Genomic DNA, 20686 nt, shown 5'->3' with positions numbered 1-20686 from the left:
ATTCATATGGACTTCCCCTTTCGCCATTCAGATTGAGTTTCGCAACCCCAATCTTGGCACTTTGATGCCGGCGAGGCTTACGCCTCCGGCGACTGTGGGAAGTCCCTTTTTAGTCCGTCGAGAGGGATCGCCCACAAGATGCGCTTGTGGGTTCCCTTCGCGGCTTCGCCGCTACGGCGGCCCCTCACGTCAAACGTTAGGCCTCAGTTAATGCTACGAAACGCAGCGCTTACTCTTCTGATTGCAGTATCACTCACTGCTTGTACGTCTTTGGAAAAAGACGACGAGATTCAGAGCGCAAATCAAATACCAAAGAATGGCGCTCCTATATATCCAAAAGAATCTCGTAACACTGGCGAAGAAGGTACCGTCTTTGTCTATGTTCTTGTTGGAAAGTCTGGCGATCCAGTTGAAGTGAAAATTTCAAAATCAAGTGGATTCAAAGCACTAGATGACTCGGCTATTTCCGCAGTTAAAAGCTGGAAATTCAGTCCTGCTAGAAACAAAGGTCAGCCAATTGAAGCTTGGCTGAATATTCCCATTGCCTTTAAAATCGAAAAATAGTCGGCAGTATTTCCGCCCTAACTCCTCCATCGAGAGGGACGGTTTGAAGCTGTGCTTCAAATTCCCTCCGCCTGCGGCTCCGGCCGCCCCTCGCGTCAAACGTTGGGCATCATGATCCGCGTATTCGCGAAAGGTGTCTTTCTTATGGTTTTCGGATTGTTTGGCGCCAAAGCACAAGCTTCACCAGAAGCTGATTTTTGGAAATGGTTCACGACCAATGAATCTATGCTTTTCTCTTGGGAGTCAGACCGCGAGGCGACCTTCGACAAGTTGGCCTCAGCCATGCAAAAAATCCATCCGGATCTCACCTTCGAGTTCGGCCCAGCGATTGGCGGCAAAAGAGAATTCGTCATCAGCGCTGGAGGAATAAAAGCCGCATTCGCGGCAGTGGAGGCACTCTACAAAAGTGCGCCAGCACTTAAGCGCTGGGAGTGGGTCAAATTCCGCCCCCGCAGACTACCTCTGAACAACATTGAGTTTGGAGGCAAGCCGATCCGCGTTGAAGATGTTCACTATCTACTTGCCAAAGATGATCCGAAAGTTGGGATCGTTCTTTTCTTTGATGGCTACAACGAAAAGGAAAAAAATATCTTCGGGCAGATCGGCTACTTGTTTCTCGATGAAGCCCTTGGCGAGTTTGCTGTTGAAATGCAGGTTGGGTTCATCGAGTTCCAATCGCGCGATTCAAAGTACTTCCAGAACGCCTCGCCTCTCGAAGAGCTGCCCGCTTACTTTGATGAGCTCTGGGCGAAGAGGGGCACTGATGCCCAACAATTCCGTCGTGAGGGGCCATAGAAAATGGTAGCGATTGAGGTTGTTGTCAAATTTTTAATCGTTGCACTCATCTGGATTGTACTGTCTAGCCCATTTATCATTTTTTCGGTGGTAATAGCTCGGCACATGAGGCGCAAAGGGGCAACGTCGCGTTTGGCTTCGGTAGGATTGGGTTTCATCACTGCCATGCTTATCGCACCAGTTCCAACCTCCATAATTACAATATTTATACCAAACGGCTTGGCTGTTGCTCAGTCTGAATATTACGAAAGGCTCTTTTCAGGAGGAGCACTGGATTCACGGCTCTGGCCTCGGGTAGTGCTATCCATTGCGATAAGCAGCCTTATCTGTATCTCTTGGATTTCTCGCTTCTTTCAACGAGAAGTAAAGGTCACGGTTGATGTATCAAGCGCGCAGTCTCAGCTTTGAAGTGCAATTCACCAATGCCCCCACCCTAACCCATGAAGTCATCCCCTGGTCTGCATGACTCAACATCTCCGACGCTTCGCTATTGCTCTGTGGCTCATCAGCTTTGTTGTGCCCACAGGCACATTGCAAAACGGAACAGTCGCGCTTGGTGCGCAGATCGCCCTGGCAGGCCTGTTCGGCATGGCCTTCATGTTTCCCGTCGGCTTGCTCGGTATGCCGCTTCAGGCCATCAGCCTGCTGAGCAATTTGCTCATGCTGGATGAAATACGACGTGAAGCAAGCAGATCGAGTTATCCAAACACCCTTTTCAGAACGCTTCTGCTTGTTTCGACTGCAGCGCTGAATGTGGCCGTTGCGCAGCAGGTGAGGTCATTTTTACCTGACCTCCTCTCCCATCCTGGCTTCTATCTGTGGTCGTCTTCCTTCGTTCTTCTGGCATCCATCGCAGCATTTGAAGAAAGGCTCTTCTTTTTTGCGCTCCTGAAGCGAAGCCTGGCGCTCAGTGCTGTTGCCCTCGTCGTGTTTTTTACAGGGCTCGTAGCCATCTTTTTGGGTCATTAGCGAGCACGCCCTCGGCAGCTTCCGACATCTGTTGTACTTCGCTACACACGTTGAGTTGGGTGGCGCTATTCACGATGCCCTGCGCCTGAAGGCCCGCCGTTCGAGTCTCCGGATGAGCCCCAAAATCAAAAGCCCCCGCCGGTCATTCCGGATGGGGGCTTTGTGTTGGGCGGGCTTTGGAACTTACGCGGCTTCACCCCTGATCAGCGGCAGGGATTCGCCGCCGTCGATGAGGATCTTGCGCGGTTTGTGGGCCTCGGGGATTTCGCGCTCGAGCTCGATATTGAGCAGGCCGTTCTCGAAGCTGGCGGCGACCACTTTCACATGGTCGGCGAGCTGGAAGCGCTGCTCGAAATCGCGCGCGGCGATGCCGCGGTGCAGGAAGGTGCGCTCACCGGGCTCTGTGGCCTTCTTGCCGATGATCTTGAGGGTGTTCTTCTCGGTTTCCACGTCCAGCTCATCGCGGCTGAAGCCGGCCACGGCCATGCTGATGCGGTATTTGTCTTCCGAAACCAGCTCGATGTTGTAGGGCGGGTAGCTGGGCTGCTCGGTGCGCAGCGCGGTTTCGGCGAGCTGGGCCAGGCGATCGAAGCCGATGGCGGAACGGTACAGCGGGGAGAAATCATAGGTACGCATTTTTCATATCCTCGTAAGCGATATAAGGGTTGAGCAGGCCTCACCGTGAGCGCCTGCCCTCCCTATCTGCGTACGCCACACATGATTTTCAAGTGCTTGAAATCATGTGGCTTTATCCCCATCTGGGCTTGTTTTGAATGCTCCCTGGATCTTCTTGGTGCGCATCGCCCCTGCGCTGCCCGGGTGTGCGAGCCAGAACGCCTTGTCAGCAATCCACTAGGGGCTCTGATATTTCGATCAGGTTGAGATCCGGATCGCGCAGGTAGATCGAGCGAAGCTTGTGGGTGGCCCCCGTGCGCTGCACCGGACCTTCAATGATCGTTCCGCCAGCCTCGGTAATACGGGCGATCACTTCATCCAGCGGGATGGCGGCGATGAAACACAGATCGAGCGCGCCCGGCACAGGCAGATGTGCCTTGGGCTCGAACTCGCTGCCACGCACATGCAGATTGATTTTTTGGTTGCCGAATTTCAGCGCATGCCGCCCGTTGCCGAACTGCTCGTAACACATGCCCAGCTGCTCGGTGTAGAAGCGGATGGTGGCTTCCAGATTGGTGCTTGTGAGAACGAGGTGGTCAAGATGATCAATCATGTCGGGCTCGTCAGATTGGGTTGGGGAATGGCTTTGAGGTCTGCACTCTGCTCAGGGCTAAAGCGCTGCCTGCAGCTCAGGCCGCCAGCCACACCAGCCCCATGGCCAGCGCGGCGGGAATGCCTTGCACGAAGAGGATCTTCTTGCCGACCGTGGCGGCGCCGAAAATGCCGGCCACCAGCACGCAGCCGAGAAAGAACAGGCGCACCGCCACGCCCTCCGGCCCCAGCCACAGGCTCCAGAACAGGCCGGCGGCGAGGAAACCGTTGTAGAGCCCCTGATTCGCTGCCAGCACACGGGAGGCCTGCGCGAACTCGTCACTCAGACGGAAGGTTTTCTTGCCGAGCGGGTGAGTCCAGAGAAACATCTCCAGGATCAGGATCCAGCTTTGCAGCAGGGCGATGAGGAGGGTAGCGAGGCTGGCGGCGGTCTGCATGGAAGCTTGGGCTGGATCAGGCGGCTACATCCACGGCGCTGGTGATGCTGATCGTGAGCGGCTGAGCGAGCAGCGGGGTGATCTGTTCCTTGAGGGTGAGGAAGTGAGCAGACTGGGCGTGGGCGACCAGCGCGGCTTGGTCCACATACGCCTCGTAGAACTGGAAGGATGCCTCCCCCTGCACGGACTTGAACAGGTCGTAGCGCAGGCAGCCGGGCTCCTTGCGCGATTGCACGACGGCGGCACGCAGGATCTGTTCGGCAGCTTCGAGGTGCTCGGCTTTGGGGGTAACGCTGGCAAACACGTAAATGCTCATGGGTTTTCCTTGAATCCTGGATAAGGGTAAGCGGCGCAGGGAGCGGCAGCGCATGCTGCGCTCCCCGGCAGATGGCTTACTTGAGTTCGATGATGAACTTGTCGCGACTGCGGCGCACCTTCTTCAGGTTTTGCAGCCAGTCGCCCTCGTCGGCGCGGTAGCCGAGCGGCAGGATGATGACGGAACGCAGGCCGCGTGCCTTGAGGCCGAGGATTTCATCGACCTTGACCGGATCGAAGCCTTCCATCGGGGTACTGTCCACGCCTTCTTCAGCGGCGGCGATCAGCGCAGTGCCGAGTCCGATATAGGCCTGGCGAGCTGCGTGCTGATAGTTGACCTCGGCATCGCGCGGCACATAGCTGCCAAGCACTTGCTGGCGATAGTTTTCCCAGCCTTCGTTTTTGAAGCCGCGCTCGTCGTTCACGAGGTCGAACATCATGTTGATGCGATCACTGGTGTAGTTATCCCATGCAGCAAAGACCAGCAGGTGCGAGGCTTCGGTGATCTGGGCCTGGTTCCAGGCATGCGGCTGGATCTGGGCACGCAACTCGGGATTGCTGACGACGATCACTTCATAGGGCTGCAGGCCGCTGGAGGTAGCGGTGAGGCGAATGGCTTCGAGGATGCGCTCGATCTTCTCTTGCGGCACCTGCTTCGCCGGGTTGAACTTCTTGGTGGCGTAGCGCCATTGGAGCTTTTTCAGCAGATCAGACATGGGGACTCACTTTCGATGTTTCAGGGGAGGGGATGAAACCAGAGGGCTTCAGGATAATGCCAAAAGGATTTTCTGGGCGACCAGTTCGGAGGAGGCCGGATTCTGCCCAGTGATCAGTGTGCCATCGACCACGGCGTACGGGGCCCAATCCGGCCCCTTGCTGTAGTGGCCGCCATTGGCCTGGAGCATATCCTCAACGAGGAAGGGCACAACCTTCGTGAGCTGCACGGCCTCTTCTTCAGTGTTGGTGAACCCAGTGACACGGCGGCCCTGCACCAGTGGCGTGCCATCGGCATTTTTAGTATGGCGCAGCACACCCGGAGCATGGCACACGGTGCCCAGCGGTTTACCGGCGGCAACGGCGGCTTCGATCAGGGCGATGGAGTGCGGGTCTTCAGCCAGATCCCAGAGCGGGCCGTGGCCGCCGGGGTAAAACACTGCGTCGAAATCGGCGAGTCGGATATCGGCGAGCCGCAGGGTACTGGCGAGATGAGTCACAGCCGCCGCATCGGCGCGGAAGCGATGGGTGGCTTCGGTCTGAAAGTCTGGCTCGTCGCTCTTGGGGTCCAGCGGCGGTTGGCCGCCCTTAGGTGAAGCGAGGGTAATGTTGAGGCCGGCATCCTTGAACACATAGTAGGGGGCGGCGAATTCTTCGAGCCAGAAGCCAGTCTTGAGGCCGGTGTTGCCAAGCTGGTCATGCGAGGTGAGAACGATGAGGACGTTTTTCATGGCTTTGCTCCGTGTAGGGGGTGAGGTGTTCAGTCGGCCAGCTTGACGATCAGCTTGCCAAAGTTGCGGCCCTTGAGCAGACCGATGAGTGCTTCGGGGGCGGCTTCGAGGCCATGCACAACGTCTTCGCGGAACTTGATCCGGCCGGCCGCAAACCATTCGCCCATCTGCTGCAGGAACTCCGGATAGCGATGGCCGTAGTCATCAAAAATGATGAAGCCCTGCATGCAGATGCGCTGCTTGAGAATGGTGCTGGCCAGCAGCGGCAGGCGATCCGGCCCCTCCGGCAGGCCGGTGGCGTTGTAGCTGGCGATCAGGCCGCACACGGGCACGCGGGCCTTGGTGTTGAGCAGGGGCAGCACGGCATCGAAGACCTTGCCACCGACGTTCTCGAAATACACGTCGATCCCGGCCGGGCAGGCATCGGCAAGTTGTGCGGCCATGTCGTCCGCATGGTGATCGAGACAGGCATCGAAACCGAGCTCTGTCGTCACATAGGCGCATTTCTCCGCCCCACCCGCAATGCCCACCACACGGCAACCGAGGATTTTGGCGATCTGCCCTACCACCGCGCCCACCGCGCCACTGGCGGCCGCGACCACCACGGTTTCGCCGGCCTTTGGCTGGCCGATATCGAGCAGGCCCATATAGGCGGTGAAGCCGGGCATGCCCAGCACGCCAAGCGCAAGGGAAGGCTGGGCGAGATCACCGAGCTTGTGCAGACCACTGCCGTCGGAGAGGAAGTAGTCCTGCCAGCCGGTGTAGGCCAGCACCAGGTCACCGGCCTTGAAATCCGGATGCAGCGAGTTTTCGACGCGGCTTACCGTGCCGCCCACCATCACATCGCCGAGCCCCACCGGCTTGGCGTAGGACTTGGCGGCGCTCATACGGCCACGCATATAAGGATCCAGCGAAAGGTAGAGCGCACGCAGCAGTACCTGGCCCTGGGCGGGCTGCGGTACGGGCGCGGTTTCGAGGCGGAAATTGGCGACCGTGGGCTCGCCGACAGGGCGGGAAGCCAGCACGATGCGGCGGTTGAGAGAGGCAGGTGCGCTCATGGGAAAGTCCTCGGGCATTTCGCACTAGACCGGTCGTCTAGTTCGGGATCAAAAAAAGCGGCGAGGCCTTTGCCCCGCCGCGTGCGTCGTGTCTTTTCAGTTCAGTTGCAGCAGCTCGCGGGTTTTTTCCATGGCGCCGGCAAAGGCACTGTCGTCCCGCCGCAGCTTGGCCAGCAAGGATGCGCCGAGCCAGGCTTCATACAGCCATTGCGCCAGCGCCGCGGCATCCTGCGGATTGCCGATCGAGCCATCTGCCTGGCCAGCAGAGACATGCCCGGCCAGCTCGCGCAGCACAGCATCGGTGGCAGACAGCATGCGGGCCCGCATCGCTTCGGAAAGATCGGCCACCTCGGCACTGAGCTTCACGATCAGGCAGTACTCGGCCGCATCGTCGCCGCGCTGGGTTTCGGCCCAGCGCTCAAAATAAGTCAGCAGCCGCTGTGCGCCCTTGAGCCCGGGCCGTGCGTTGAGCGCCGCCAGACGATTCAGGTAGCTGGCCTCGTAGCTCTCCAGCAAGGCCACTCCGAAGGCTTCCTTCGACGCGAAGTAGTGATAGAAGGAGCCCTTGGGTACTTTTGCGGTCGTCAGAATCTCGGCCAGCCCGACCGCTACGAAACCCTTGGCCGCAATGAGTTGCTGGCCACAGGCAAGGATGTGCTGACGGGTATCGGGGCGTTCGGAGTTCATGGCCTGGATCCTAAAGCACAAATAGACCGGTCGTCTAGTTAATTTTTGTGTGTCCAGAAAGACTCGCTCCCAGGCCTGGCCATGCATCGGCGTCAGTCGCGGCGCGCGCCCTCCTCGGCATGATCGGCATTGAAACCTGGCTCTTCTCCCCCATATCAGGAAAACGGACACACGCCCGGCCGGGGAATCTTTTGCCGGATCCGCGCTCTGAACCTCCGTCTTCCCCGCACCCAGCCGGCTCGCTGGCTACAAGGATCACCTGTCATGCCTTCACCCGTTTTCATCCGTATCCCCTCTTCGCGCCCACGCACCCCAGCCGGCCCCTTTACCCGGATCGTGGCAGGGCTGTTCACGCTGGTGGCGATCGTGGCCATGGTGATGTTCTCGGTGGTGGCGCTGGGCGTAGTGCTGGTCGGGGGCGCCGTGTTTCTGGGCTATTTCTGGTGGAAAACTCGCGCCCTGCGCCGTGCCTTGCGAGCCCAGTCCCCCGTGCAGCAGGAGCCCTTTGCGCAACGCAGCCCGGCTGAGAACTCCGATGGCATGGTGATCGAAGGCGAGATGATTCGCGAGGTGCCTGATCATGAGGCTCAGCGTCGATAAATTTGAGGCAGGGTCAGGAAGCAATACAGGCTTGCCGCTTCACTCTGGAAAGACTCCAAGAAAAAGGCCTCGCGTACTGCGAGGCCTTTTCATTTCATACTCCAACACACCTCAATCCCAGCTCAATGCCCCGCCGGTCTGGTACTCGGTGACGCGGGTCTCGAAGAAGTTCTTCTCCTTGCGCAGGTTGGCCTGTTCGTCCAGCCAGGGCAGCACGTTCTCGGCGCCCGGGAAGGGTTCGGCGAGGCCCAGCTGACGCGCGCGGCGGTTGGCGATGAAGCGGAACTGGGCACGGTGCAGATCCGCCGAGTAACCGAGGATGGGCTCGCGCAGGATGTAGCCGGCATAGCCTGACTCAGCGGCTTCAGCTTCTTCCCACAACTCCTGCACGGCGCGCGGATCGAGTGTGAGGTTCTCTTCCTTGAGCAGCTCGCGCACCACGCGGATGCCGAAGGCGCAGTGCAGTACTTCGTCGCGCATGATGTACTGCAGCTGCTCGGCCGCGCCCTTCATGAGGCCGCGGCGCTGCAGGGCGAAGATTGGCGTGAAGCCGTTGTAGAACCAGCAGCCTTCGAAGATGCCGGCGAAGAACATGTAGGAGAGCGCGAACTCGTGCAGGTTGTCGCGATCGGCGAGGTCGAAGTCCGAACGCATGACACGCTCAAGGCGACGGTTGGCCAGCGAGATCTTGGCGTTGATCTCGGGCACCACGCGGTAGCGGTTGTAGATCTCCTGCTGATCGATGCCCAGGGTTTCAATGCAGTGCTGGTAGGTCCAGGTGTGCAGCGCTTCTTCGTACACCTGACGCGCCTGGTAGATCTGCAGTTCGGGCGCACTCATCTTTTCCATCACCGCCAGACCGATGTTGCGCATGGCGAGGATGTCCGAGGTGGTCAGGTAGGCCAGCACGTTTTCGAACACATGGCGCTCGGCCGGCGTGAGTTTGTGCTGGTAATCATGCACATCCTGAGCCATTGAGATTTCGAGCGGGGTCCAGTGGTTCTTGTTGGCGTTGAGGAAGAAATCCCAGGCCCACGGATACTTGAACGGGGCGAGCTGGTTGATGTCGCCCTGACCGTTGACGATGCGTTTGTCCTGCGCGCGCACGGCAGCCAGCGCGGGGTGCGGCATGTTGCCGGTGACTCCACGCGGCACCGGCGCAGCCGCCTGCGGCGCCGGTGCGGAGCCGCCCGCCACGGGCTGGAGGGCGGACGCGGGGCTGCCCCAGTCTTCGAAATTCAGGGAGCTCATTGGCAGGCCTCGCATTCGGGATTGTCGATGGAGCAGAACTTGGGCTCGGCGGGCACATTGATCTGCTCGACCGGGGCGGAGGTCTTCTCCATGGCGGTGGCACCGAGGGTGCGCAGGTAGTAGGTGGTCTTCAGGCCACGCTTCCAGGCCAGCTTGTAGATCTCGTCGAGCTTGCGGCCCGAGGGCGCAGCCAGGTACAGGTTCAGCGACTGGGCCTGATCGATCCACTTCTGACGGCGCGCGGCGGCTTCGATCAGCCACACCGCGTCCACCTCGAAAGCGGTGGCGTAACGGGCCTTGAGCTCGGCCGGGATACGATCGATGCGGGCCAGCGAGCCATCGAAATATTTCAGGTCGGCGATCATCACTTCATCCCACAGGCCCAGGGCTTTCAGATCGCGTACCAGGTGTTCGCCCACCACCGTGAATTCACCGGAGAGGTTGGATTTCACGTAGAGGTTCTGATAATCCGGCTCGATGCAGGCGGAGACACCGATGATGTTGGAAATGGTGGCGGTAGGTGCGATGGCAACGCAATTGGAGTTGCGCATGCCGTGGCGGCCGATCTGGCTGCGCAGGGCATCCCAATCGAGGCGCGCGCTGCGATCCACTTCCACCGCTTCGCCGCGACCTTCTTCGAGCAGGGCGATCGACTCGTGCGGCAGGATGCCGCGATCCCACAGACTGCCACGGTAGCTGGAGTACACACCCCGCTCTCGGGCCAGCTCGCTGGAGGCCCAGTAGGCCTGATAGCAGACGGCTTCCATAGAGCGATCGGCAAATTCGACGGCTTCATTCGAGGCGAAAGGCAGGCCCATGCGGTGCAGGCAGTCGGCATAGCCCATCACGCCGAGGCCCACCGGGCGGTGGCGCAGGTTGGATGTGCGCGCCTTGGGGGTGGCGTAGAAGTTGATGTCGACCACGTTGTCGAGCATGCGCATGGCGGTGCCGACGGTGCGGGCGAGCTTGGCCTGATCGAGCTGCCACTCACCATCGATCTGCACCAGGTGGGCCGGCAGGTTCACCGAGCCGAGGTTGCACACGGCGGTCTCGGTGTCGGAGGTGTTGAGGGTGATCTCGGTGCACAGGTTGGAGCTGTGGACCACACCGGCATGCTGCTGCGGCGAGCGCAGGTTGCACGGATCCTTGAAGGTGATCCAGGGATGGCCGGTCTCGAACAGCATGGTCAGCATCTTGCGCCACAGTTGCACGGCGGGCAGCTTCTTGTGCAGCTTGAGCTCGCCACGTGCGGCCTTCTCTTCGTAAGCCTCGTAGGCAGTGCGGAAGGCGCTGCCGAACTTCTCGTGCAGATCGGGCACATCGGAAGGCGAGAACAGGGTCCAGTCTTCACCGGCGATCACGCGCTGCATGAAGAGATCCGGAATCCAGTTGGCGGTGTTCATGTCGTGCGTGCGGCGGCGCTCATCGCCGGTGTTCTTGCGCAGCTCCAGGAACTCCTCGATGTCGAGGTGCCAGGTCTCCAGATAGGCGCACACCGCGCCTTTGCGCTTGCCGCCCTGATTCACGGCCAGCGCCGTGTCATTGACCACCTTGAGGAAGGGGATCACGCCCTGGCTCTTGCCGTTGGTGCCCTTGATGCGGCTGCCCAGCGAACGCACCGGGGTCCAGTCGTTACCCAGGCCACCGGCATACTTCTGAAGCAGGGCATTTTCCTTCACCGCCTGATAGATGCCGTCCAGATCGTCAGCTACCGTGGTCAGATAGCAGGAGGAGAGCTGCGAGTGGCAGGTGCCGCTGTTGAAGAGGGTCGGCGTGCTGCTCATGAAATCGAAGCTGGCAAGCAGCTGGTAGAACTCGATGGCGCGCGCTTCGCGGTCGATCTCATTCAGTGCCAGTCCCATCGCCACGCGCATGAAGAAACTCTGCGGCAGCTCGATGCGGCGCTCTTCGATGTGCAGGAAGTAGCGGTCGTAGAGAGTTTGCAGGCCGAGGTAGTCAAAGCGCAGATCGTTGTCGGCCTTTAGTGCGGCAGCCAGGCGCGGCAGGTCGTACTCGGCCAGACGCGCATCGAGCAGGCCGGCCTTGACGCCTTCGCGGATCAGGCCCGGGAAAGCTTCCGGCAGGCGCGCAGCCATGGCGACCTGGCCCAGCTCCTCACCCAGCACTTCGATGCTCACGCTGCGCAGCAGCAGGCGGGCAGCCAGCTTGGAATAATCCGGATCACGTTCGATCAGGGTGCGCGCCGCGAGCACCAGAGACTGACGCACGGAAGCCACCGGTACGCCGTCGTAGAGATTGTGCAGGGCGTGTTCGAGCACGGTTTCGGCGGACACATCTCCCAGGCCAACGCAGGCTTCACGAATCTGGCCAAGCAGGGCAACCTCATCCAGCGGGCGACGCTCGTCGCCATCCAGCACATGCAGGCGGGCCGGCGCGGCAGCGGGCACGGCAGCCTGCTGGGCGGCGCGTTCGGAAGAGCGCTTCTCACGGTAGAGCACATAGGCACGGGCCACATCGTGCTGGCCGGCGCGCATCAGGGCCAGTTCGACCTGATCCTGCACATCTTCGATATGCACCGTGCCGCCGCCAGGCAGGCGGCGGGTCAGGGCGCCGACCACAGTCGCCGTAAGCTGATTCACCAGCTCGCGGATGCGCGCCGAAGCGGCTCCTTGCCCACCCTCAACGGCGATGAAAGCCTTGGACAGCGCCACGCTGATTTTCTCAGCCTGGAAGGGCACCACAGCGCCATTGCGACGGATCAGCTCGAGACCTGCCTGGCTGGCGGCAAAGTCGGACTCGCTGCTGGAAATGCTGCTGGGCGCGCTGCTGCGGGCGGCCTCGGCCGCGATGGCGGAATGTTGCATACCGGCTCTCTCTCTCTTGATGGGGAACGGCATGCTGGGGGCGGTGAACGCAGGCCTGCAGGCAGCGTCGCATCGGCCCCGGAGACACCCCGCTCCAGTTGATGTTTTATCTGTGTGACGGCCGGTCTCCTGGCTGCCGGGTCAAAGCCTGTCGGCAGCCTTCCCGGATCATCCCAGTGGCATGCCGACACTCGCCGGTCACAGTTGCGGGGGCAGCGCCAGCGAGCTGGCTTCCCGACACCGTCGGGACGGAGTGTAGGGGCTGTATTTAGTTGGAGTCAAGCTGATGACAACTATACCTAGTAGCAGATACCAATAACCCGACTAGATGTAGTGAAATGCAGAAAAGCGCTTGTGGGCTTGCTGCAGGGCCGCTTGCGCTGGTTTTGCGCCGCCCGGTGCGCTTACTCCTGGCGCACCAGACGCACCCCATCCACCTCCATCACCCATTCCCCCTGCTCCGGGTGTGGGCGCTGACTGACGACGAAAGTGGCAGCAGCCGGGCCAAGGCCGGCGACGATGTTATCGCCCTCAAAGCGCTGGATCGGCAATTCCAGCGTGCGTGAGCTGCTGCCCTGCACGCGCTGGTAGTACAAACGGCCGTCACTGCTGATCGACAGCTGCATGCCCGGCCCTTCCCAGTCACCGGCGTAGATTTCCTTGTCGGCGGGCAGGGGCTCGCTGCAGGCAGCCAGCAGCAAGGCGATCAGGAGCAAGAGGCGTTTCATGGGAAGCATCTTTCAGGCGTAAAAAAGCCCGGCGACTGCCGGGCTGGAGGGTTTCAGCCACCGGTGGCGAGTCGGTAGGCCAGATCCGGTGAGAACTGACCAGCGCCGGCCGCGCAGCCATCGGCTTCGCCCGGGGCCTTAAGCCACAGCGCCATCTCCATGCCGCTACCGAGGCTCAGCACCTTACTGGTGGCACCGACCTTGCGGCCGGCCGGGTCGCACCATTCGCTGCCGTTCGGGCCATTGCCGTTGCGCGAAGAGTCGATCACATAAGGCTTGGCAGCACTGCCCTGGAGCTGTAGCTGCGCGATCACGGCCGCGCCGTGGGTCTGCAGTTCGGTATCGGCCCGGTAGTTGGACACGTTCAGGGCAAAACCACGCACCCGCGCCACACCGGCATTGATCAGGCGGGTAGCGGTATCCGCCGCACTCTTCCAGTTCGAATGGCCTGCATCGATATAGACCCAGGCATTCGGAGCCTTGGCGGCAAACTGGTCGACGGCGTAATTGAGCAGGGCCAAGCGCGCCGTGCGGTCGGCATCCGAGGGCAGGCAGTCGAGCTGCATCAGCGCGTCCGGCTCAAGGATCACGATCGCCGGCTTGCTGCCGATGCCCCCAGCAAATGCGCTGATCCAGGTCTTGTAGGCGTCACCACCGCTGGAGCCGCCTGCGCTGTAAGAGCCGCAATCACGGCTGGGAATGTTGTAGGCGATCAGCAGCGGGATCTTGCCGGCGCTCTGCGCTGCGCCGGCATAGCCACTCACGGCAGTGGCGATATCGCCGCTCCATTCGCCGAACCACTTGCCGAAGGCCTGCTGGGCGATCGCACTGTTGATGGTGGCGGTGCGTGAGTCAGCGGGATTGGCAGCTACCCAGTTGCGCACCTGCGAATTCGGGTCCGAGTAGAAGGCGCTGAAGCCATTGCTGAGGCCCAAACCTCCGCTGGCACTGCTCGCCGTGCTGGAACTGGCAATGCTGCTGGCAGCCTTGCTTGATGCGACACTGCTGGCAACACTACTGCTCGTTGCGGCGCTCGAAGCCTTGCTGCTGGTGGCCGCCGATGAGCTGCTGGCGATGCTGCCGGCCACTGAACTGGACACGGCCACCGCGCTGCTGCGGGCTGAACTGGCGCCCTGACTGGTTGCAGCGCTGCTTACCTGCACCGAAACCGACGACGCGGAGGCGCCTCCACTGCTACCCGCACTTCCACCGCCACCGCCACACGCGGCCAGCATGACAGCGGCCACCGCTCCGACCAGAAAGACCTGACGCATTGCTTCACTCCCCGAAACTGCTTGTTATGTGCGTGGAATCCTAAGCAGAATCCGTGACTTAATTCACGAAAACTCGACCAGTGGCACTGCGCTGCTGCCAGCTGCGAGGCTCGCCGCAAGCCCTGGCCTGCGTTATCCTCGCCCGGCATCCTGACCGGCTCCCTGCGCATGTCCATCGAACCTTCCCGCTCCACCCTGCAGCTTCTCGGCGCCCGTCGATTCGGCCCGCTGTTCCTCACGCAGTTCTGTGGCGCGTTCAATGACAACGTGTTCAAGAACACGCTGCTGCTGCTGATCACCTTCCAGGCCGGCCAGGTGCTCGGACTGGCGCCGGCGCTGGCGGTGCAACTGGCGGCGGGGCTATTCGTGCTGCCCTTCTTCCTGTTTTCGGCGCTAGCTGGCCAGCTGGCGGACAAGTACGACAAGAGCCGCCTGATCCGCATCATCAAGGCGGTGGAGATCGGTATCGCAGTGGTCGCCAGCGTGGGTTTCTTCACCCGCCATGTGGAGCTACTGCTCTTCGCCCTGTTCATGATGGGCTTGCACTCCACCTTCTTCGGCCCGCTCAAGTATTCGATCCTGCCGCAGCACCTGCATCCGGACGAACTGGTCGCCGGCAATGCCTGGGTGGAGAGCGGCACCTTCGTGGCGATCCTTGCCGGCAGCGTGCTCTCCGGCCTGCTGATGGCCATTCCGCAGATCGGAGCGGACCTCTGCGGCGTGCTCACGGTGATCGTGGCGGGACTGGGCTATGCCGCCAGCCGGCGCATTCCGCCGGCGCCTTCACCCGCGCCAGAGCTCAAGGTGAGCCACAACTTCATCGCCGAAACCTGGCGCAACCTGAAGCTCGCCGCGCGCAACAAGACGGTGTTCATGGCGCTACTGGGCATCTCGTGGTTCTGGTTCTTCGGCGCCCTACTGCTGACCGAGTTCGCCCCTTATGTGCAGGGTGTGCTGGGCGGCGATGAGCTGATGGTTACCACCTTGCTGGGTACCTTCATCGTCGGCATCGCGACGGGCTCCTTCCTGTGCGAGCGCCTGTCGGGCAAGCATGTGGAGCTGGGCCTGGTGCCGCTCGGCACGCTGTGCATCAGCCTGTTTGCCTTCGACCTGTGGCTGGCCAGCCCCACCGGTACGCCTGCACCGGTCACTCTGGCGGGCTTCCTGGCCAAGCCAGCCAGCTGGCGCATCCTCCTCGACATGGTGATGATCGGCATCGGTGGCGGCTTTTTTACCGTACCGCTGTATGCGCTGATGCAGAGCCGCTCGAATGTGGCCGAACGCTCGCGCATCATCGCCGCCAACAACATCCTGAATGCCGCTTTCATGGTGGCCTCGGCCGGCATCACGGCCGGGCTGCTTGCCGCCGGGCTCACGATCCCGCAATTGTTTCTGGTATGCGCGCTGCTGAATCTGCTGGTGGCCGGCTTGATCTACCGCGCCGTGCCCGAGTTCTATCTGCGCTGCATCGCGTGGTCGCTGACCCACAGCATCTACCGCGTAGCCCCCAGCGGCCTCGCCAATGTGCCGGCCAGCGGCCCGGCGCTCGCGGTGTGCAACCACGTGAGCTTCGCCGATGCGGTAATCCTGATGGGCGTGCTGCCGCGCCAGCCGCGCTTCGTGATCGATCACCAGATCAACCGCACGCCCTTGGTGCGCTGGCTGTTCCGCGCCAGCCGCTGCATTCCGGTGGCCAGCGCGCAGGAGGACCGCGAATCGGTGCAGCGCGCCTATGAAGAAATTGCCCGCGCGCTGGACGCCGGCGAGCTGATCTTCATCTTCCCCGAAGGCACGATCACCCGCGACGGCGAAATCGGCCCCTTCAAGGGCGGCCTCAACAAGATCCTGCGCCGCAACCCGGTGCCGGTCGTTCCAATGGCCCTGCGCGGCCTGTGGGGCGGCTATTTCTCGCGCGCCTACGGCAGTGCCATGAGCAAGCTCTTCCCGCGCGGCCTGCGCAACCGGGTGGAGTTGGTCGTCGGCGAAGCACTAGCGCCGGAAGGGCTCAAGCCGGTCGAGCTGCGCGCGCGCATCGCCCAGCTGCGCGGCGAGTGGAGATGAACGCGCCCTTGCTGCTGGGCGTGGACTTCACCTCCGCTCCCAGCCGGCGCAAGCCGATCACCGTAGCCAGCGGATGGCTGCGCGGAAATACCCTGGCGGTGGCGGACATGGAGCGCTGTGCGGACTGGGCCCGCTTCGAAGCGGTGCTGCAGCGCCCCGGCCCCTGGGTTGGCGGTTTCGATTTTCCCTTTGGCCTGCCGCGCGCGCTCGTCGTGCAACTTGATTGGCCACAGAACTGGGCCGGGCTGATCCGGCACATTCACACGCTCAGCAAGCCGGCCTTCAAGGCTGCGCTCGATGGCGTGCGCGAGCGTCGGCCGATGGGCAGCCGCTACCTGCACCGCGCCTGTGACGGACCGGCGCGCTCGCACAGCCCGATGAAGCTGGTCAATCCGCCGGTCGGCCTGATGTTCTTCGAGGGCGCGCCACGCCTGCTCGCCGCCGGCCTGAGTCTTCCCGGCCTGCACGCCGGCGACCCGCAGCGCCTCGCGCTGGAAGCCTATCCGGCCCTGCTGGCGCGCCGCTTCACCCAGGCCTCCTACAAGAGCGACGAGCGCGCCAGACAGACGCCCGAGCGCCGCGCGGAACGGGAGAAAATCATCATGTGCCTGAACACAGGCGCAGCCGAGCTGACGCTGAAGCTGAGTCCGGCGCTCACCGGGCAGCTGCTTGATGACGCCAGCGGCGACAGCCTCGACGCTGTGCTGGCCCTGCTGCAGGCGGCGCGGGCCTGGCAGTTGCGTGAAGCCGGCTTCGGGCTGCCGGCCGACGTCGATCCGCTTGAAGGCTGGATCATCGGCTGTCCGGGCTAGGGCCTGTTCACATTTACCCCGCCAGATCACGTTGGCCGGTTCAGGCGTGCCAACAAGGCGCACGAGGCAGCCAAGGGTGGTCCCCTTGGCAACGAGTGCAACGCAGTGGGCGCGGCTGAACCGGCCAACCCACAGGGCTCATGTGATGCGGGCGCATCGCCACGTTGGTGCTCCTCACGAGGGGGCCACCCTTGTTTCGTCGCCCCGCCTTGCGCTGCATCCCGCAACACATGAGCGTGACTGGCGCGGTAATTGTGAACAGGCCCTAAACTGGCTCCTTTGCCCGCGAATTCTGCTTCATGCACGCTAGCGCTCCTGCCCGCCACTTCACCCGCGATGACATCCTGCGCGCCCTCGGCCCGGCCGGGATGGCCAAGGGTGAGGCTTATCTGCCAGCGGTCAGCCAGCTGCATGTCAGCGACTTCGAGGTCAGTGCGCTGGTGCAGGGCACCGAGCGGCGGCCCTACACCGTGCGCGTCGTGTTCCATCCGGCCAAGCGCGGCATGCAGATCAATGCGTCCTGCACCTGCCCGGTGGGCAGCGCCTGCAAGCATTGCGCCGCCGCTCTGCTGGCCGCCATCGAGCAGCGTGGCGAGAAGAAGGCTCTGCCGGACCCGGCCGTGCTGGCTTGGTTGCGCGACTTCCGCGAGGAAGTGGAGGCGCCGGCCAAGCGCGAGGCCACGCGCAGCCGCGAGCAACTCTTCTACCTGCTTGAAGCTTCGCCGGACGAACGCCTGCTCTCCGTGCGCCTGTACAAGATCCGCCCGGCGCTGGATGGCGGCTTTCCGGAGCGCCCGGCCGAGTGGAGCAATATCGAGCGCGCCCTGATCCAGCCGCCGGCTTTCGTTGACGACAATGACATCGCCATCCTGCGGGCGCTGTGGCTGACGCGCGATCGTGATGGCTATTACCTGCGCCTGCGCCTTGATGGCTGCAAGGTCGAAGAATTGCTGCCGCGCCTGCTGGCTACGGGTCGCTGCCATTTCAGCAGCCTGCAGCACGGCGTCCTGCAGCCGGGCCCGGCACGCAGCGCACGGCTGGGCTGGCAGATGCGTGAAGACGGCTGCCTGCATCCTGCCATCGAAGGGCTTGCTGGCCTGCGCCTGCTGCCAACCGAACCACCCTGGTATCTGGATGAAAAGGGGCGCTGTGCAGGCCCGCTGGAACTGGGCCTGCCGCCGCGCCAAGCCAGCCGCCTGCTCGGCGCACCGCCCCTGCGCCCGGTGGATGCCGCCGTCGTCGCGCGCGAGCTGGCCGAGTTCGCGCCGGAACTGCCGCTCCCTCAAGGCCGCGCCACCGAGTTACGCGAAGTGCGGGTGGCACCACGGCCACGTCTGCGCCTCTACAGCCGCACGGTGGACACCAGCAGACGCTGGCGTCAGCACCCACCGCTGTTCCGTGACTGGCTGGATTTCGCCCAGCCTAGCTTCGACTACGCTGGCATCGAGGTGGCGCTGGATGACACGCGCGAATTCCGCGTGCAAGGCAGTGAAACCGTGCGCCTCGTGCGCGACACTGCCGCCGAGCAGCGCGCGCTGGAAGTGCTCACCCGTCTCGGCTTTGAAGAAATCCCGCGCGGCCTGTTCCAGTATTGGTCGGTTCCCACCGAGAAGAATCTCTTCAGCCTCGCAGCGGCAGAAGACTGGCAGTACTGGGTCGGCAAGCTCGCCCCGGCCCTGCACACGGCCGGCTGGACGCTAGAGCTGACGGAGGACTTCCGCCATCACATCGTTGAAATCGATGATTTCTTCAGCGACATCGAGCCCGGCGAAAACGGCTGGCTGGAGGTGAGCCTGGGCTTCGAGCTGGAAGGACGGCGCGTCGAGCTTGCGCCGCTGTTGGCTGGGCTGCTGGAGCATCCGGCGGTGAGCCGTGCCGGCGGGCTGGACAAGCTGGCCGACGACGCCCGCCTGCAACTCACGCTCGACGAAGGTCAGCGCGTGAGCCTGCCGGTGGCGCGCGTCCGCCCGGTGCTGCGCGCCTTCCTCGATCTCTTCGACGGCAGCGCCCGCCTGCGCCTCTCGCCGCTGGACGCCGCCCGGCTCAGCGAGATTCCGCCACCCCGTTCGCAGGATGGCCTGCGGGCCCTGCAGGCCGCCCGCCAGCGCCTGCACGAGCTGGCCCGCCCGCCGGCGCTGGCCGCCCCGGCCGGGCTGGGCGTGAGCCTGCGCCCCTATCAGCTCGAAGGTCTGGCCTGGCTGCAGCAGCTGCGTGCGCTCGATCTGGCCGGCATCCTTGCCGATGACATGGGCCTCGGCAAGACCGCCCAGACCCTCGCCCATCTGCTCACCGAAAAGCAGGCCGGTCGCCTCGACCGCCCGGCGCTGGTGGTGCTGCCGACCTCGCTGGTCTTCAACTGGCAGCGCGAAGCTGCGCACATCGCCCCGGCCTTGCGGGTGCTGGCCCTGCACGGCCCGCAGCGCGATTTTTCGGCGATTGGCCAGCATGATGTGGTGCTGACCACCTATCCGCTGGTTTGGCGCGATGCTGAGCACTTGCAGGCCCAGCCCTGGCACATGCTGATCCTCGACGAAGCGCAGACGGTAAAGAATGCCGCCAGCAAGGCCGCTGCCGTGGTGCGCGAGCTCGATGCGCGGCACCGCCTGTGCCTCACCGGCACGCCGATGGAGAACCACCTCGGCGAGCTGTGGAGCCAGTTCGATTTCCTGCTGCCGGGTTTTCTCGGCGACAACCGCGATTTCACCCGCCGCTGGCGCACGCCGATTGAAAAGAATGGAGACAGCCTGCGCCGCGAGCTGCTCTCACGCCGCGTGAAGCCCTTCATCCTGAGGCGCCGCAAGGAAGACGTGGCCAGCGAACTGCCGCCGAAAAACATCGTGCTGCGCACGGTGGAACTGGCCGGCAGCCAGCGCGATCTCTACGAGACCGTGCGCGCGGCGATGGACGAGAAGGTGCGCGCGGTGGTCGCCGACAAGGGCTTCAAGCGCAGCCAGATCGTGATTCTCGACGCGCTGCTCAAGCTGCGCCAGGTGTGCTGCGATGCGCGTCTGCTGGACATGCCCAGCGCTACAAAAGTGAAGGAGCGCGCCAAGCTCGATCTCTTGATGGAGATGCTGCCCGAGCTGATCGAGGAAGGCCGCCGTGTGCTGCTCTTCTCGCAGTTCACCAGCATGCTCAGCCTGATCGAAGCCGAGCTGAAGCAGGCGGCCATCGGCTATGTGAAGCTCACCGGCCAGACCCGCAAGCGCCAGGAGGCGGTTGAAGCCTTCCAGAGCGGGCAGCTGCCGCTGTTCCTGATCAGCCTGAAGGCCGGCGGCGTGGGGCTCAACCTCACGGCGGCGGATACCGTGATCCACTTCGATCCCTGGTGGAATCCGGCGGCCGAGGATCAGGCCACGGACCGGGCGCATCGCATCGGCCAGACCAAGTCCGTCTTCGTCTACAAGCTAATCGCCGCCGGCAGCATTGAAGAGCGCATCGTGGCCCTACAGGAGAAGAAATCCGCGCTGGCCGCCGCGGTGCTGAGCGGCGACGCGGAAGGCGAAGTGAAGTTCAGCGAAGCCGACATCGCCGAACTCTTCGCGCCCTTGCCCGAATGAATAAAGCCCGGCGCGAGGCCGGGCTTTGGATTTCGTAGGTGCGGCTTCAGCCGCACGCGGGACGTGGTGGCGGACTGA

At 62.7% G+C, this 20686-nt stretch carries 19 protein-coding genes and 1 riboswitch; of the genes, 7 read left to right on the top strand and 12 right to left on the bottom strand.

Annotated elements, in window-relative coordinates:
• Positions 1-210: 210 nt before the first annotated feature.
• From HJ583_RS18405 to HJ583_RS18395, 3 genes are all read left to right on the top strand, one after another.
• A complete protein-coding gene (locus HJ583_RS18405; protein WP_170023279.1) occupies positions 211-564 on the top strand; it encodes an energy transducer TonB in 354 nt (117 codons plus the stop codon).
• Between the two features lie 111 nt (positions 565-675).
• Complete coding sequence (locus HJ583_RS18400; RefSeq protein ID WP_173863649.1) at positions 676-1359, top strand: hypothetical protein; 684 nt, start codon at positions 676-678, stop codon at positions 1357-1359.
• 462 nt (positions 1360-1821) lie between these two features.
• Positions 1822-2328 carry a hypothetical protein gene (locus tag HJ583_RS18395; protein WP_170023278.1) on the top strand — a complete coding sequence of 169 codons (507 nt, stop codon included), beginning with the start codon at positions 1822-1824 and terminating at the stop codon, positions 2326-2328.
• A gap of 183 nt (positions 2329-2511) precedes the next feature.
• On the opposite strand, the gene HJ583_RS18390 is transcribed toward HJ583_RS18395, so the two are convergent.
• From HJ583_RS18390 to HJ583_RS18355, 8 genes are all read right to left on the bottom strand, one after another.
• Entirely contained in the window at positions 2512-2964 is a 453-nt protein-coding gene (locus HJ583_RS18390; protein WP_170023277.1) for an Hsp20 family protein, read from the bottom strand.
• Positions 2965-3169: 205 nt separating this feature from the next.
• On the bottom strand, positions 3170-3556 hold the full coding sequence (locus HJ583_RS18385) for a VOC family protein (protein WP_170023276.1): 387 nt from the start codon (positions 3554-3556) through the stop codon (positions 3170-3172).
• A 76-nt stretch (positions 3557-3632) separates the two neighbouring features.
• Positions 3633-3992 carry a DUF1304 domain-containing protein gene (locus HJ583_RS18380; protein WP_101940330.1) on the bottom strand — a complete coding sequence of 120 codons (360 nt, stop codon included), beginning with the start codon at positions 3990-3992 and terminating at the stop codon, positions 3633-3635.
• Positions 3993-4008: 16 nt separating this feature from the next.
• Complete coding sequence (locus HJ583_RS18375) at positions 4009-4308, bottom strand: putative quinol monooxygenase (RefSeq protein ID WP_170023275.1); 300 nt, start codon at positions 4306-4308, stop codon at positions 4009-4011.
• A 76-nt stretch (positions 4309-4384) separates the two neighbouring features.
• Entirely contained in the window at positions 4385-5023 is a 639-nt protein-coding gene (locus HJ583_RS18370; protein WP_101940332.1) for an NAD(P)H-dependent oxidoreductase, read from the bottom strand.
• Between the two features lie 48 nt (positions 5024-5071).
• Entirely contained in the window at positions 5072-5752 is a 681-nt protein-coding gene (locus HJ583_RS18365) for a type 1 glutamine amidotransferase domain-containing protein (protein WP_170023274.1), read from the bottom strand.
• A gap of 29 nt (positions 5753-5781) precedes the next feature.
• The gene (locus tag HJ583_RS18360; protein ID WP_170023273.1) at positions 5782-6810 is read right to left on the bottom strand and encodes an NADP-dependent oxidoreductase; all 1029 of its coding nucleotides are present in this window, start codon (positions 6808-6810) and stop codon (positions 5782-5784) included.
• A gap of 96 nt (positions 6811-6906) precedes the next feature.
• On the bottom strand, positions 6907-7497 hold the full coding sequence (locus HJ583_RS18355) for a TetR/AcrR family transcriptional regulator (protein ID WP_170023272.1): 591 nt from the start codon (positions 7495-7497) through the stop codon (positions 6907-6909).
• 264 nt (positions 7498-7761) lie between these two features.
• On the opposite strand from HJ583_RS18355, the gene HJ583_RS18350 reads away from it, so the two are divergent.
• Positions 7762-8097, top strand: a complete 336-nt coding sequence (locus HJ583_RS18350) for a hypothetical protein (protein ID WP_170023271.1) — start codon at positions 7762-7764, stop codon at positions 8095-8097.
• Between the two features lie 111 nt (positions 8098-8208).
• On the opposite strand, the gene HJ583_RS18345 is transcribed toward HJ583_RS18350, so the two are convergent.
• The 4 genes from HJ583_RS18345 to HJ583_RS18330 form a co-directional block, all read right to left on the bottom strand.
• Positions 8209-9348 carry a ribonucleotide-diphosphate reductase subunit beta gene (locus HJ583_RS18345; RefSeq protein ID WP_170023270.1) on the bottom strand — a complete coding sequence of 380 codons (1140 nt, stop codon included), beginning with the start codon at positions 9346-9348 and terminating at the stop codon, positions 8209-8211.
• A complete protein-coding gene (locus tag HJ583_RS18340; RefSeq protein WP_170023269.1) occupies positions 9345-12173 on the bottom strand; it encodes a ribonucleoside-diphosphate reductase subunit alpha in 2829 nt (942 codons plus the stop codon). Before HJ583_RS18340 ends, HJ583_RS18345 begins: the two co-directional genes overlap by 4 nt.
• A 102-nt stretch (positions 12174-12275) precedes the next feature.
• Positions 12276-12433: riboswitch (cobalamin riboswitch) on the bottom strand.
• Positions 12434-12577: 144 nt separating this feature from the next.
• Positions 12578-12901 carry a hypothetical protein gene (locus tag HJ583_RS18335; protein ID WP_170023268.1) on the bottom strand — a complete coding sequence of 108 codons (324 nt, stop codon included), beginning with the start codon at positions 12899-12901 and terminating at the stop codon, positions 12578-12580.
• Positions 12902-12954: 53 nt separating this feature from the next.
• Positions 12955-14175 carry a glycoside hydrolase family 6 protein gene (locus HJ583_RS18330; protein ID WP_217423505.1) on the bottom strand — a complete coding sequence of 407 codons (1221 nt, stop codon included), beginning with the start codon at positions 14173-14175 and terminating at the stop codon, positions 12955-12957.
• 168 nt (positions 14176-14343) lie between these two features.
• Between HJ583_RS18330 and HJ583_RS18325 the strand changes: the two genes are divergently transcribed.
• From HJ583_RS18325 to HJ583_RS18315, 3 genes are all read left to right on the top strand, one after another.
• Positions 14344-16236: an MFS transporter gene (locus HJ583_RS18325; RefSeq protein ID WP_170023267.1), complete on the top strand. Its 1893-nt coding sequence runs from the start codon at positions 14344-14346 to the stop codon at positions 16234-16236.
• Positions 16233-17048, top strand: a complete 816-nt coding sequence (locus HJ583_RS18320) for a DUF429 domain-containing protein (protein ID WP_170023266.1) — start codon at positions 16233-16235, stop codon at positions 17046-17048. The genes HJ583_RS18325 and HJ583_RS18320 overlap by 4 nt, the downstream gene beginning before the upstream one ends.
• Positions 17049-17347: 299 nt before the next feature.
• A complete protein-coding gene (locus tag HJ583_RS18315) occupies positions 17348-20608 on the top strand; it encodes a DEAD/DEAH box helicase (protein WP_170023265.1) in 3261 nt (1086 codons plus the stop codon).
• Positions 20609-20686 lie beyond the last annotated feature (78 nt).

Source organism: Uliginosibacterium aquaticum, from assembly GCF_012972705.2.
GTDB lineage: Bacteria > Pseudomonadota > Gammaproteobacteria > Burkholderiales > Rhodocyclaceae > Uliginosibacterium > Uliginosibacterium aquaticum.
This window is presented reverse-complemented; position numbering and strand designations above follow the sequence as displayed.

What these genes read in the sequence shown, in the direction of transcription:
- HJ583_RS18405 (WP_170023279.1), top strand. Translation starts at nt 211, where the DNA reads ATGCTACGAAACGCAGCGCTTACTCTTCTGATTGCAGTATCACTCACT.
- HJ583_RS18400 (WP_173863649.1), top strand. Translation starts at nt 676, where the DNA reads ATGATCCGCGTATTCGCGAAAGGTGTCTTTCTTATGGTTTTCGGATTG.
- HJ583_RS18395 (WP_170023278.1), top strand. Translation starts at nt 1,822, where the DNA reads ATGACTCAACATCTCCGACGCTTCGCTATTGCTCTGTGGCTCATCAGC.
- HJ583_RS18390 (WP_170023277.1), bottom strand. Translation starts at nt 2,964, where the DNA reads ATGCGTACCTATGATTTCTCCCCGCTGTACCGTTCCGCCATCGGCTTC.
- HJ583_RS18385 (WP_170023276.1), bottom strand. Translation starts at nt 3,556, where the DNA reads ATGATTGATCATCTTGACCACCTCGTTCTCACAAGCACCAATCTGGAA.
- HJ583_RS18380 (WP_101940330.1), bottom strand. Translation starts at nt 3,992, where the DNA reads ATGCAGACCGCCGCCAGCCTCGCTACCCTCCTCATCGCCCTGCTGCAA.
- HJ583_RS18375 (WP_170023275.1), bottom strand. Translation starts at nt 4,308, where the DNA reads ATGAGCATTTACGTGTTTGCCAGCGTTACCCCCAAAGCCGAGCACCTC.
- HJ583_RS18370 (WP_101940332.1), bottom strand. Translation starts at nt 5,023, where the DNA reads ATGTCTGATCTGCTGAAAAAGCTCCAATGGCGCTACGCCACCAAGAAG.
- HJ583_RS18365 (WP_170023274.1), bottom strand. Translation starts at nt 5,752, where the DNA reads ATGAAAAACGTCCTCATCGTTCTCACCTCGCATGACCAGCTTGGCAAC.
- HJ583_RS18360 (WP_170023273.1), bottom strand. Translation starts at nt 6,810, where the DNA reads ATGAGCGCACCTGCCTCTCTCAACCGCCGCATCGTGCTGGCTTCCCGC.
- HJ583_RS18355 (WP_170023272.1), bottom strand. Translation starts at nt 7,497, where the DNA reads ATGAACTCCGAACGCCCCGATACCCGTCAGCACATCCTTGCCTGTGGC.
- HJ583_RS18350 (WP_170023271.1), top strand. Translation starts at nt 7,762, where the DNA reads ATGCCTTCACCCGTTTTCATCCGTATCCCCTCTTCGCGCCCACGCACC.
- HJ583_RS18345 (WP_170023270.1), bottom strand. Translation starts at nt 9,348, where the DNA reads ATGAGCTCCCTGAATTTCGAAGACTGGGGCAGCCCCGCGTCCGCCCTC.
- HJ583_RS18340 (WP_170023269.1), bottom strand. Translation starts at nt 12,173, where the DNA reads ATGCAACATTCCGCCATCGCGGCCGAGGCCGCCCGCAGCAGCGCGCCC.
- HJ583_RS18335 (WP_170023268.1), bottom strand. Translation starts at nt 12,901, where the DNA reads ATGAAACGCCTCTTGCTCCTGATCGCCTTGCTGCTGGCTGCCTGCAGC.
- HJ583_RS18330 (WP_217423505.1), bottom strand. Translation starts at nt 14,175, where the DNA reads ATGCGTCAGGTCTTTCTGGTCGGAGCGGTGGCCGCTGTCATGCTGGCC.
- HJ583_RS18325 (WP_170023267.1), top strand. Translation starts at nt 14,344, where the DNA reads ATGTCCATCGAACCTTCCCGCTCCACCCTGCAGCTTCTCGGCGCCCGT.
- HJ583_RS18320 (WP_170023266.1), top strand. Translation starts at nt 16,233, where the DNA reads ATGAACGCGCCCTTGCTGCTGGGCGTGGACTTCACCTCCGCTCCCAGC.
- HJ583_RS18315 (WP_170023265.1), top strand. Translation starts at nt 17,348, where the DNA reads ATGCACGCTAGCGCTCCTGCCCGCCACTTCACCCGCGATGACATCCTG.